This window comes from Pseudomonas sp. PAGU 2196 (assembly GCF_022179005.1).
Lineage (GTDB): Bacteria > Pseudomonadota > Gammaproteobacteria > Pseudomonadales > Pseudomonadaceae > Aquipseudomonas > Aquipseudomonas kermanshahensis.
Window position 1 is genome coordinate 108290 of sequence record NZ_BNTL01000013.1, and the last position, 12443, is coordinate 120732.

General features: G+C 64.0%; 8 protein-coding genes. 4 read left to right on the plus strand and 4 right to left on the minus strand.

The window, feature by feature from the left end; genetic code table 11:
- Positions 1-13 precede the first annotated feature (13 nt).
- Positions 14-622 carry a transcriptional repressor LexA gene (gene lexA, locus MFF34_RS13935; protein ID WP_027596623.1) on the minus strand — a complete coding sequence of 203 codons (609 nt, stop codon included), beginning with the start codon at positions 620-622 and terminating at the stop codon, positions 14-16.
- A gap of 206 nt (positions 623-828) precedes the next feature.
- On the opposite strand from lexA, the gene MFF34_RS13940 reads away from it, so the two are divergent.
- The 3 genes from MFF34_RS13940 to nagZ are packed head-to-tail and all read left to right on the plus strand — an operon-like array spanning position 829 to position 3125.
- Positions 829-1539 carry a TetR/AcrR family transcriptional regulator gene (locus tag MFF34_RS13940; protein WP_027596622.1) on the plus strand — a complete coding sequence of 237 codons (711 nt, stop codon included), beginning with the start codon at positions 829-831 and terminating at the stop codon, positions 1537-1539.
- Positions 1540-1579: 40 nt separating this feature from the next.
- The gene (locus MFF34_RS13945; RefSeq protein ID WP_238214678.1) at positions 1580-2104 is read left to right on the plus strand and encodes a L,D-transpeptidase; all 525 of its coding nucleotides are present in this window, start codon (positions 1580-1582) and stop codon (positions 2102-2104) included.
- 22 nt (positions 2105-2126) lie between these two features.
- On the plus strand, positions 2127-3125 hold the full coding sequence (gene nagZ / locus MFF34_RS13950) for a beta-N-acetylhexosaminidase (RefSeq protein ID WP_238214689.1): 999 nt from the start codon (positions 2127-2129) through the stop codon (positions 3123-3125).
- Positions 3126-3271: 146 nt separating this feature from the next.
- Here the strand turns inward: nagZ and MFF34_RS13955 are convergent, their stop codons facing one another.
- From MFF34_RS13955 to mfd, 3 genes are read right to left on the minus strand one after another with little or no spacing between them, the layout of a single operon-like run.
- Positions 3272-6619 carry an SNF2-related protein gene (locus MFF34_RS13955; RefSeq protein WP_374707401.1) on the minus strand — a complete coding sequence of 1116 codons (3348 nt, stop codon included), beginning with the start codon at positions 6617-6619 and terminating at the stop codon, positions 3272-3274.
- Position 6620: 1 nt separating this feature from the next.
- Positions 6621-7193, minus strand: coding sequence for a CsiV family protein (locus MFF34_RS13960; RefSeq protein WP_099453388.1), 573 nt, complete (start codon positions 7191-7193; stop codon positions 6621-6623).
- A 9-nt stretch (positions 7194-7202) separates the two neighbouring features.
- Complete coding sequence (gene mfd / locus MFF34_RS13965) at positions 7203-10652, minus strand: transcription-repair coupling factor (protein WP_238214680.1); 3450 nt, start codon at positions 10650-10652, stop codon at positions 7203-7205.
- 167 nt (positions 10653-10819) lie between these two features.
- Here mfd and MFF34_RS13970 point away from each other — a divergent pair, with 167 nt between their 5' ends.
- Positions 10820-12283: a glyceraldehyde-3-phosphate dehydrogenase gene (locus tag MFF34_RS13970; RefSeq protein WP_099430032.1), complete on the plus strand. Its 1464-nt coding sequence runs from the start codon at positions 10820-10822 to the stop codon at positions 12281-12283.
- Positions 12284-12443 lie beyond the last annotated feature (160 nt).

A 12443-nucleotide genomic window follows, 5' to 3' on the forward strand; every position in this document is an offset into this window, starting at 1 on the left:
GGCGCCTCCTGGATCAGCGGCGTATGACGCCGACGCTCAAGCCCTCGATCACCAGCTCCTGTTCTTTCAGGTCGACTTCGATGGGGGCGAATTCGGGGTTTTCGGCAACCAGCCAGACCTTGGTGCCTTCGCGCTTGAAGCGCTTGACGGTCACTTCGTCACCGATGCGGGCGACGACGATCTGGCCATTGCGGGCTTCGCGGCAGGTGTGCACTGCCAGCAGGTCACCGTCGAAGATGCCGACATCCTTCATGCTCATGCCGTGCACGCGGAGCAGATAGTCGGCGCGAGGGTGGAAGAAGGCAGGGTTGATGTTGCAGGATTGCTCGATGTGCTGCTCAGCGAGGATCGGTGCGCCCGCTGCGACCCGGCCGATGATCGGCAGGCCGCTTTCGTCGGCCTTGGCCTCGAACCCGGGGATACGGATGCCGCGGGATGCGCCGGGGGTCATCTCGATGGCGCCTTTGCGAGCAAGGGCCTTCAGGTGCTCTTCGGCGGCGTTGGGCGATTTGAAGCCCAGCTCCTGAGCGATTTCAGCGCGTGTCGGTGGAAAGCCGTTGTCTTCAAGGCAACGTTTAATGAACGCGAGAATTTCAGCTTGGCGTGGCGTCAGTTTCAACATGGTGAGCGCTCTGTCTTTTTATACAGTGACTGGGATTATATACAGTACTGGATGAGCTGCAAGCACCCTGTACGAAGAAACAGCGAGAATGGCGCTTGCAGCGCGGTCATTGGCGTTTTTAAATGGCGACCGCCCAGTCACCGAGCCTTGACAGACGCAGGCCTGAAACGTATGTTTCAAACACCTGTTTGTCTGGCGGAATAATCATGGCCCAATCGGAAACCGTTGAACGCATTCTCGATGCTGCCGAGCAGCTGTTCGCGGAAAGAGGCTTCGCTGAAACCTCGTTGCGGTTGATCACCAGCAAGGCCGGGGTGAACCTGGCGGCGGTCAACTACCACTTCGGTTCCAAAAAGGCCCTCATCCAGGCGGTCTTCTCGCGTTTCCTCGGCCCTTTCTGTGCCAGCCTCGAACGTGAACTCGAGCGTCGCCAGGCGCGCCCGGAGCAAAAGCCCAGCCTCGAAGAGCTGCTCGAAATGCTCGTCGAGCAGGCCCTGGCCGTGCAGCCGCGCAGCAATAATGACCTGTCTATCTTCATGCGCCTGCTGGGGCTGGCTTTCAGCCAGAGCCAGGGGCACCTGCGGCGTTACCTGGAAGACATGTACGGCAAGGTGTTCCGCCGCTATATGCTGCTGGTCAACGAAGCCGCGCCACGGGTTCCGCCGCTGGAGCTGTTCTGGCGCGTGCACTTCATGCTCGGCGCTGCAGCGTTCAGCATGTCCGGCATCAAGGCGTTGCGCGCCATCGCCGAAACCGATTTTGGCATCAATACCTCGATCGAACAGGTCATGCGCCTGATGGTGCCGTTCCTGGCAGCAGGTATGCGCGCCGACAGCGGGGTCACCGACGAAGCGATGGCAGCCGCCCAACTGCGCCCGCGCAGCAAGACCAGCAGCACAGCCACCGCCAAGGCCTGAAGGCTGGGCGGGGCAGGGCGCTTCGGCTAAGCTAGCGCCCATGCCCGATCTCGATCTATTGCACATCTCCCTTGCCGACCAATGCCTCTATGGGTTCGCCCAGGGACGCTTGTGCCTGCGCCTGGCGGTGTCCACGGCGCGTAACGGCGCCGGCGAGCGCAATGGTTCGGGTTGCACGCCGCGTGGCCTGCATCAGGTACGGGCGAAGATTGGCGCGGGCCTGCCGCTGAACGCGGTGTTGCGTGGGCGGCGCTGGACCGGTGAGGTCTGGTCGCCTGAGCTGCAGGCGCGGTTTCCCGGGCGGGACTGGGTCCTCACCCGCATACTCTGGCTCAGCGGCTGCGAGCCGGGCGTCAACCGCCTCGGCGCCGTCGACACGTTCCGCCGCTATATCTACTTGCATGGCACACCTGAGACCGAACCTTTGGGCGTGCCGCTGTCCCATGGCTGCATACGCCTGCACAACACCGATTTGCTTGGCCTGTTCGACCGCGTGCCGGCCCATTGCCGGGTGCGCATCGAAGAGGCGGCTTGCCCCCAGTGGGCTTCTTTAAGTCTTCAATGAAGGATTTCCCATGACCGTCAGCCTGCAAGGCTCCTTGATGGTGGACATCGCCGGTAAATGGCTGACCGCCGAAGACCGTCACCTGCTGCGCCAACCTGAAGTGGCCGGCCTGATCATCTTTGCCCGCAATATCGACAGCCCGCGCCAGGTGCGCGAACTGTGCGCGTCCATTCGCGCGATTCGCCCGGACTTGATCCTGGCCGTCGACCAGGAAGGCGGGCGAGTGCAGCGGCTGCGCCAAGGCTTTGTGCGCCTGCCGGCCATGCGTGCATTGGCCGACAACGACAACGCCGATTACCTGGCGGAGCAGTGCGGATGGTTGATGGCCACCGAGGTGCTGGCGGTAGGCCTGGACCTGAGCTTCGCCCCGGTGCTCGACCTGGACCACCAGCGCAGTGCGGTGGTCGGCAGCCGCGCCTTCGAGGGTGACCCACAGCGCGCCACGCAGCTGGCGGCGGCTTTCATTCGCGGCATGAACGCTGCGGGCATGGCGGCCTGCGGCAAGCACTTCCCGGGGCACGGTTGGGCCGAGGCCGACTCGCACGTGGCCATCCCCACTGACGAGCGCAGCCTTGAACAGTTGCGTCAGGCGGACCTGGTGCCCTTCACCCGGCTCAGCGGCCAGCTGGCAGCGGTGATGCCGGCCCACGTGATCTACCCGCAGGTCGACAACCAGCCCGCCGGCTTCTCGCGGCGTTGGCTGCAGGACATCCTGCGCGGTGAGCTGGGCTTTGACGGGGTGATTTTCAGTGACGACCTGTCCATGGCTGGTGCGCACGTGGTTGGGGATGCGGCCAACCGCATCGAAGCAGCTTTGAGTGCTGGCTGCGACATGGGCCTGGTGTGCAACGACCGCGCGGCGGCAGAGCTGGCATTGAGTGCGGCGCAGCGGCTGAAGGTCAAGCCTTCGCCGCGCATTGCACGGATGCGCGGGCAGGGCTTTGCGCGCACCGATTATCGCCAGCAGCCGCGTTGGCTGGAGGCGTTGGGGGCGTTGAAAGAGGCGCAGTTGGTCGATTGACTGTGCCGGCCTCTTCGCGGGGCAAGCCCGCTCCCACAGGACTGCACCGCTCTTGAGGGCTGTACACCACAGGGCTGCACCGCTCTTGAGGGCTGTACATTTTCTGTGGGAGCGGGCTTGCCCCGCGAAGAGGCCGGCACTGGCTGCTAGCGGCCGCGCTTCCCGGGCAAGGGGGCAAACAGCGCCTCGATCTCATCATCCCCCAGCCGCCACTGCCCGACCTGCCCGCCATCGAGCAGGCTTGCCGCCAGGGCCGCCTTCTCTTGCTGCAACAGCTGAATCTTCTCTTCCACCGTGCCGCGGGTAATCAGCTTGAACACGAACACCGGTTTGTCCTGGCCGATGCGGTAGGCGCGGTCGGTGGCCTGGTTTTCGCTGGCCGGGTTCCACCAGGGGTCGAAGTGAATCACCGTGTCTGCAGCCGTCAGGTTCAACCCGGTGCCACCCGCCTTGAGGCTGATCAGGAACACTTCGCTGTCACCCTGCTGGAATGCTTGCACCGGCGTGCGGCGGTCGCGGGTGTCGCCGGTCAGCAGGCTGTAACGCACCTTGCGCTTTTGCAGCTCTTGCTCGATCAGTGCCAGCATTGAGGTGAACTGGGAGAACAGCAGTACCCGCCGGCCTTCACTGAGCAGCTCTTCGAGCATTTCCAGCAGGGCGCCGAGCTTGCCTTTATCGGCCTGGTTGCCCTTGGTCTCGACGCCCTTCACCAGGCGCAAGTCGCAGCACACCTGGCGTAACTTGAGCAGGGCATCAAGGATGACAATCTGGCTGCGTGAGGCGCCGTTGCGGGCGATTTCGTCGCGCACTTTCTTGTCCATCGCCACCCGCACGGCCTCGTAGGTATCGCGCTGGGCATCGCTGAGCTCGACCCAGTGCACCATCTCGGTCTTGGCGGGCAGTTCGGTGGCCACTTGTTCCTTGGTGCGGCGCAGCAGGAACGGTCGGATGCGGCTGACCAGGTGGGCCATGCGTTCGGCGTCGCCGCGGCGTTCGATCGGGGTGCGGTAATCCTGGTTGAAGCGCTTGAGGTCGCCCAGCCAGCCCGGCATCAGGAAGTGGAAGATCGACCACAGCTCGCCGAGGTTGTTTTCCATCGGCGTACCGGTCAGGCACAGGCGCTGCTCGGCCTGCAGCTCGCAGACGGCGAGGGCGGCTTTGCTGGTGCTGCTTTTGATGTTCTGCGCCTCGTCGAGCACCAGCACGTGCCAGTGCTGCGTACGCAAGTGTTCGAGGTCGCGGGGCACGAGGGCATAGGTGGTGAGCACCAGGTCGTAGTCGTGTAGCGTGGCGAAATGCTTGCTGCGCCCTGGGCCCTGCAGTGCCACCACGCGCAGGTCGGGGGCAAAGCGTCTGGCCTCGTCGAGCCAGTTGGGTATCAGGCTGGTCGGCATCACTGCCAGGGCGGGAGTGGTCAGGCGGCCGGATTGTTTCTCCAGCAACAGGTGAGCCAGGGTTTGCAGGGTCTTGCCCAGGCCCATGTCGTCGCCGAGGATGCCGCCCGTGCCCATTTCGCGCAGGGCTTGTAACCAGTTCAGGCCTTGTTGCTGATAAGGTCGCAAGGCCGCGTTCAGTTGCGCGGGCGGCTCGACCTGCAGGTCGCGTGCGTCACGCAGGCGCTTGCCCAGGTCGCGCACGTGCGCGCCGCCTTCCCAGTGCAGCGGCAGGTGATCGAGCGCGTTCAAGCGCGCGGCATCGGCCCGGTCCAGGCGCAGTGAAGGGCCGGCGGCGTCTTCATGCAGGTAAAGCTCGCCAAGGGTGCCCATCACCGCCTTGATCCGGCCGTAGGGTAGGGCGACGCGCAGCGCGGGGCTGTCGAGGCGGCCGCGGTTAAGGTCGATCAGCAAGTGTTCGTCGTCACTGCGCCGGGCCAGTTCGCTGGCGCGCAGCAGCTCCGGGTTGCTGCGCAGCAACTGCAGCACGATCGGCAGCAGGCTGTGGCGCTGGCCATCGACCACGATGCCCAGTTCCAGGTCGAACCATTCATGCCCGGGGGCTTCGTCGATGCTGGCGTACCAGTCGTCCACCTCGTGCAGGTTGAAGGAAAAATCGCGGTGGATGTCGATCACCCAGCCGGCTTCACGCAGTTGTGCCAAGCCATTGCGGGCGAAGTGCAGCCAGGCCTCGTCATCCGGCAGTTGGTGCATCTCGCCCGCACTGTCGGGCAGGGCCTTGCTCTGCCGGGTGGCGGCCTTGAAGCCGAGGTCGCGTAGCGTCTTGCGCAGCGCCTGTTCGGCCTTGGGCTGGCGGCGAATGCGCTGGCTGGTGGCATCTACCAGGCGGGTCAACGGCTTGTCGTCGTTGCCGCTGGCGCGCAGGCCGTCGTAGTCGAACGACAGCGCGGCGCGGTGCTGCATCTGGCGCTGCATGCGGCCGGTCTTGGGCATGTAGGCGCTGTACTCGAGGCTGCCCAGGGTCAGGTGAGGGCGAGGCTCGATCGTGTCGATCTGCTCGCTACGGACCTTGGTGGGGGTCGGAACCTGGCGGTTCAATGCGTTCAAGCGATGGCTCAGGGGGATGATCAGGTGCTCGGGAACCGTCGGGGCGCTGGCCAGTTGGCTGGCAATGAACGGGTCAAGGTCATGCAGCAGTTTGCCGGTCTGCCCGCTGTGTGGGTCGACGTAATAGAGGGGGTCGACCGGCAGTGCCAGCATGTGGGTATTTTCGGCATGGTGCCAGGCGCCGCGGTAGCTGCCGTTGTCCAGCCGAACCCAACGAAATTCGGCGTGCAGGTCGGGGCCTTGGGCCAGGGGTTTCTGCTGTTGGCCATACAGCAAGCGGCCGGTGGCGAGGGCATACTCATAGAGTTCGGCGCCCTTTTTGCCTTCCAGGCGTGCGACGGGCAGGCTGTAATCCTTGCTGAGGGCATCGATCAGCCGCAGCGCACGCAAGTCTTCATCGGTCACGTACTTGGGTGTGTAGTAGATGAGCTCGGGCATCGAACTGGGCCGGCCCAGCTTCAAGCTGTCATCGGGCTGCCGGGTACCTTTGAACACGCTGAGCATGCACTGGCCATGGTTGTTGCTCACCACATAGTAGAGTGCAGGGCCTTTGCGCTTGGCGGGTTGTGTGGCAAGGGCTGCCGGTACTTCCAAGGCCTCGACCCAATGTGCGAGTTCGGGGGGCAGTTCTAGGGACTGCTGCGCTGCTGGCGTAACGGCAAGGGGTTCGTCAGGTGTGCCTTCGACCCAGTCCGGGCCACGTTCAAGCAGATAGAGCGCCGCTGCACAGTGCTTGCAATTGTTACCGACCGGGCACGAGCAAGTGCCCTCGCACTCAAGGGCTTCCTGGGTCAAGTCCAGCGTGATGCGTTGATAGTAGGCGCGGCCGCCAGAGCCTGTGCACTGCGCACGGATGGTCAGGTCCAGGATCGATACGATTTCGCTCCTGCCTTCCTCTGCATAGTCGAAGCCGCGTTGCAGCGTAGTGCGGTCAAACGCGAACCTCCAGGTGTCAAGCCCCCGGATAAAGAACTGCGCATCGGTCTCGCTCACATCACTGCTCCATCATCTCCGGGTCCATCTCTGGCAGCTTGCGCATCCCGGCCGGCGTCACTTTCAGCAGCACCGCCAGGTGCCCGCCGTCGAGGAACGTCAGCTGGCCGCCCTTGACGTTGCTGTTGCTCTGCTTGAATTGCTCGCTGCGCAGCACGCTGCCGTTGCCGTCGAGCTGGTTGACCCAGAAGTTGGCCTCCACCGCGATGAAGCGGCCTTCGGCGATGCTCAGGTTGCCTTCGATGGGGAAGTGGCCGAACTGCTCTTCGCCTTCGCCCAGAGCGATGCGGCTGGGCTCGCTGCCGACCTGCTGCTGCCAGGCCTTGTGCATCAGCACGGTGTAGTCGGCGGTGGCTTGCAGGCGGGTGGTTTCATCGTCCAGCCCCAGTGGGCGTTCGGCGGCCTTGTCCAGGCGCGGTGCACCGGCACTCCAGTCTTCGGGGGCGAACGGGCTGGTGAAGGCGGGGACGCTGTTTTGCCGCACCAGGATCATTTCTACCTGATACAGGCCTTCGGCGAAGGCGGCTGGCGCGAACAGCGCCAGCAGCAGGGTCAGGCAACGGATGGCACGCATGGATCTTCCTTAGGCAGGCTGTGGGGTCAGGCGCTCGAACAGCGCCTCAAGGGTGTTGAAACGTTCGTCGGGGCGTTCCATCGGTACCAGGAAGCGGAACTGGGTGGCGCCTTCGAACTTGTAGCGTTTGGGCTGGCCCTGGATCAGCTTGATCAGGGTCAGCGGGTCGACCGGTGTCTCGGCCTCGAACTCAAGCTTGCCGCCGTTGGGGCCAGCATCGACTTTCTTGATGCCGAGCTTTTCCGCCTGCAGCTTGAGCGAGGTCAGGCGCATCAAGTTTTTGGTTGGCTCCGGCAGCAGGCCGAAGCGGTCGATCATCTCGACTTGCAAGTCCTTGAGGCCTTCTTCGTCGGCGGCCGAGGCGATGCGCTTGTAGAGGATCAGGCGTGCATGCACATCGGGCAGGTAGCCCTCGGGGATCAGGGCCGGCAGGCGCAGGTTGATCTCCGGGCCGCCACCCAGTGGCTGTTCGAGGTTTGGCTGGGCACCCTTGCGGATGGCCTTGACCGCGCGTTCGAGCATTTCCATGTAGAGGGTGAAACCGACCGCCTGGATCTGCCCGCTTTGGCCTTCGCCCAGCAGTTCACCAGCGCCGCGGATTTCCAGGTCGTTGGTGGCCAGCACGAAGCCTGCCCCCAGGTCCTGGGTGTTGGCGATGGCCTCCAGGCGCTTCTCGGCGTCGCTGCTGACCTTTTGACGTGCTGGCGTCAGCAGGTAGGCGTAGGCCTGGTGGTGGCTGCGGCCGACCCGGCCACGCAACTGGTGCAACTGGGCCAGGCCGAACTTGTCGGCGCGCTCGATGACAATGGTGTTGGCGCTTGGTACGTCGATGCCGGTCTCGATGATGGTCGAGGCGATCAGCACATTGAAGCGCTTGTGGTAGAAGTCGCTCATCACCTGTTCCAGCTCGCGCTCGCGCATCTGGCCGTGGCCGATGCCAATACGCGCTTCCGGGACCAGTTCGGCAAGGTCTGCAGCGCACTTCTCGATGGTTTTCACGTCGTTGTGCAGGTAATACACCTGGCCGCCGCGCAGCAGTTCACGCAGCAGGGCTTCTTTGACCGTGCTGTTGTTGTGTTCCATGACGAAGGTGCGCACAGACAGGCGTCGGGCGGGCGGCGTGGCGATGATCGACAGGTCGCGCATGCCGGCCACGGCCATGTTCAGGGTGCGCGGAATCGGCGTGGCGGTCAGGGTGAGAATGTCCACCTCGCTGCGCAGGGCTTTGAGCTGTTCCTTCTGGCGTACGCCAAAGCGGTGCTCTTCGTCGATCACTACCAGGCCCAGGTCCTTGAAGCGCACATCGTCCTGCAGCAGCTTGTGGGTGCCGATGAGGATGTCGATCTTGCCCTCGGCCAGGTCCGCCGCCGCGCTGGCGACTTCCTTGGCCGATTTGAAACGGCTCATCACTTCGACGGTTACCGGCCAGTCGGCGAAGCGGTCGCGGAAGCTGTTGTAGTGCTGTTGGGCCAGCAGGGTAGTGGGCACCAGCACCGCCACCTGGCGGCCGCTGTGCACGGCGATGAAGGCCGCGCGCATGGCCACTTCGGTCTTGCCGAAGCCCACGTCGCCGCACACCAGGCGGTCCATCGGCTTGGCCGCGAGCATGTCGGCGCGCACGGCTTCGATGGCGTTCTGCTGGTCGGGGGTTTCTTCGAAGGGGAACCCGGCACTGAAGGTGGCGTAGTCGGCAGCGGGGTCGGCAAAGGCGTAGCCCTTGCGCGCGGCGCGGCGGGCATAGATGTCGAGCAGTTCGGCGGCGACATCACGCACCTGTTCGGCGGCCTTGCGCTTGGCCTTCTGCCAGGCCTCGGAGCCGAGCCGGTGCAGCGGCGCCAGGGCGTCATCGCTGCCGGTGTAGCGGGCGATCAGGTGCAGGTTGGCCACCGGCACGTACAGCTTGGCGCCCTCGGCGTATTCCAGGGTGAGGAACTCGGCGGCCTGGCCGTCGATTTCCAGGGTGGCCAGGCCCAGGTAACGGCCCACGCCATGGTCGATGTGCACCACCGGTGCGCCTTCGCGCAGTTCGGTGAGGTTCTTGATCACCGCATCGTTGGCGGTCTCGCCGCGTTTGTCGCGCCGCCGGCGCTGCATCACGCGCTGGCCGAACAGGGGGCTCTCGGCGATCAGGGCCAGGGCCGGGTCGTCCAGCACCAGGCCTTCGTCAAGCGGTGCAATGGTGATCGCCAGCCGCTCGGAGCCGGTGATGAAGTCGGTCCAGCCTTCGACGGTGTGCGGGCGCAGTTTCAGGCGTTCGAGCAGTTCCAGCAGCACTTCGCGACGGCCCGCAGACTCGGCGGTAAACAGTACGCGGCCAGGGAACTGGTCAAGGAAGCTGGACAGCGCCGCCAGTGGCTGGTTGGCCTTGGCCTCAATGGCAAGTTCGGGCAGGGGGCGTGCCGGGAAGCGTTCACGGCCGGTACCTGCCTCGACGTCATCGGCGCTGACCACCACCCGCGGCCATTGCTTGAGCCGGGCGAAACAGTCTTCCACCGGCAGGAACAGCTCGGCAGGCGGCAGCAGTGGGCGGCTCAGGTCGCCACGGCGGTCTTCGTAGCGTCCGCGCACGTCGTTCCAGAAGTGCTCGGCGGCCTGCTCGACGCCCGGCAGGGAAAACACCTGGGTGTCGCTGGGCAGGTAGTCGAACAGCGTCGAGGTGTCTTCGAAGAACAGCGGCAGGTAGTACTCGATGCCGGCGGGAATGATGCCGCTGGCCAGGTCCTGGAAGATCGCGCTGCGGCGGAAGTCGACGTCAAAGCGTTCGCGGAAGCGCGCCTTGAAGCGGGTCACTTCCTCTTTTTGCATCGGAAATTCGCGCGCCGGCAGCAGGCGCACCGAGTCGACCTTGTCGATCGAGCGCTGGGTCTCGGGGTCGAAGGTGCGCAGCGTCTCGATTTCGTCATCGAACAGGTCGATGCGGTAGGGCAGCTTGCTGCCCATGGGGTACAGGTCGATCAGCGCGCCGCGCACGGCGAATTCGCCATGTTCATAAACGGTGTCGACGCAGCGATAGCCGCTGGCTTCAAGGCGCGTGCGCATTTGCTCGACGTCGATGGTCTGGCCGATGTCCAGCACCAGGCTGCTGCCCAGCAGGAAGCGGGTCGGCGCCAGGCGGTGCAGGGCGGTGGTGATCGGCACGACGAGAATGCCGTGGCTCAGCTCCGGCAGCCGATACAGGCTGGCAATGCGCTGGGAGATGATGTCCTGGTGCGGCGAGAACAGGTCGTAGGGCAGGGTTTCCCAGTCGGGGAAGGGCAGCACCGGCAGGTCTGGGGCAAAGAAGCGCAGCTCCTGTTCCAGACGGTCGGCGGCCTGGCTGTCGGCGGTCAGCAGCAGGGTAAAGCGGCCAGCGCTGCTGGCGGCTTCGGCAATGGCAAGGCTGAGGGCGGCACCGGGCAGGTTGCCCCAGGTTTGTTTGCCGGCCGTGGCCGACAGTTGCGGTAGGCGCAGAACTGACACGGGAGATTGCACTCCAAGCGTTGCGGCAAAGACACCGATTGTACCGGTGCCGGTGCCTGCTGTCAGGCTCCAAAGGCCATGAACACTGGCTGTGGCTGCCGCGACAGGCGCTCATTGCCCGTTCCGCGTTGGGGCGTCATAATGTAGCCCCTTTTTTCTGTCCCTACATGTGGAAGGTTCCCGTGACTCAGAAGCCCGACCAGTGTCTTGGTGAGTGGATTGATCGTGAAGCATTGGCTGAAGCGATGATCCCGCTTATCGGTCAGCTCTACCGCAACAACAACGTGGTGAGCTCGATTTATGGCCGCAGCCTGATCAACCGTTCGGTTATCTCGATCCTCAAAGCCCACCGCTTTGCGCGTCATCGTCAGACCGACGAGACCGAACTGTCTGTCCACGAGACGTTCCCTCTGCTCAAGGCCATGAGCGAGCTGAAACTGGGCGCCGCTTCGGTTGACCTGGGCAAGCTGGCCAACAAGTTCAAGCAGGAAGGCAACGGCCGCAGCGCCGAGCAGTTCGTGCGTGAAGAACTGGCTGACGTAGTTGGCCAACAGAACGCTTCGGCCCGTAAAGGCACCGACGTCGTCCTGTACGGTTTCGGCCGCATCGGCCGCCTGCTGGCGCGTATCCTGATCGAGAAGACCGGTGGTGGCGACGGCCTGCGCCTGCGTGCCATCGTCGTGCGCAAAGGCGCCGAGAACGACCTGGTCAAGCGTGCCAGCCTGCTGCGCCGTGACTCGGTGCACGGCCCGTTCGATGGCACCATCACCATCGACGAAGCCAACAACACCATCACCGCCAATGGCAACCTGATCCAGGTTATCTACGCCAAGAACCCGAGCGAAGTCGACTACACCCAGTACGGCATCGACAACGCGCTGATCGTCGACAACACCGGTGTATGGCGTGACGCCGACGGCCTGGGCCAGCACCTGGCCTGCCCGGGCGCTGCCCGCGTGATCCTCACCGCACCTGGCAAGGGCGCGCTGAAGAACATCGTGCACGGCATCAACCACGGTGAAATCACCGCCGATGACAAGATCATCTCGGCTGCTTCCTGCACCACCAACGCCATCGTGCCGGTGCTGAAGGCTGTCAACGACCAGTACGGCATCATCAATGGTCACGTCGAAACCGTTCACTCGTTCACCAACGACCAGAACCTGATCGACAACTTCCACAAGGGCAGCCGCCGTGGCCGTGCCGCGCCGCTGAACATGGTTATCACCGAGACCGGTGCCGCCACTGCAGCCGCCAAGGCACTGCCCGTGCTGAAGGGCAAGCTGACCGGCAACGCGATTCGCGTACCGACGCCGAACGTCTCGATGGCTATCCTGAACCTGAACCTGGAAAAGCCCACCACCCGCGAAGAGATCAACGAGTACCTGCGCCAGACGGCCATGCACTCGGAGTTGCACAAGCAGATCGACTTCGTCAGCTCGCAGGAAGTGGTTTCGACCGACTTCGTCGGCTCGCGCCACGCCGGTGTGGTTGACGCAGAGGCGACCATCGCCAACGACAACCGCGTTGTGCTGTACGTTTGGTACGACAACGAATTCGGTTACAGCTGCCAGGTGGTTCGTGTAATGGAAGACATGGCCGGTGTGAACCCGCCAGCGTTTCCACGCTGATTCGCTTGTAAGGCAATGAAAAAGCGGGAACCTTCGGGTTCCCGTTTTTTTTGCCTAGCATTTATGTTGTCTTTACTGGCCTCTTCGCGGGTAAACCCGCTCCCACAGGTTCGCCTGCGTCCTTGAGGGCGGTGCAATACCTTGTGGGAGCGGGTTTACC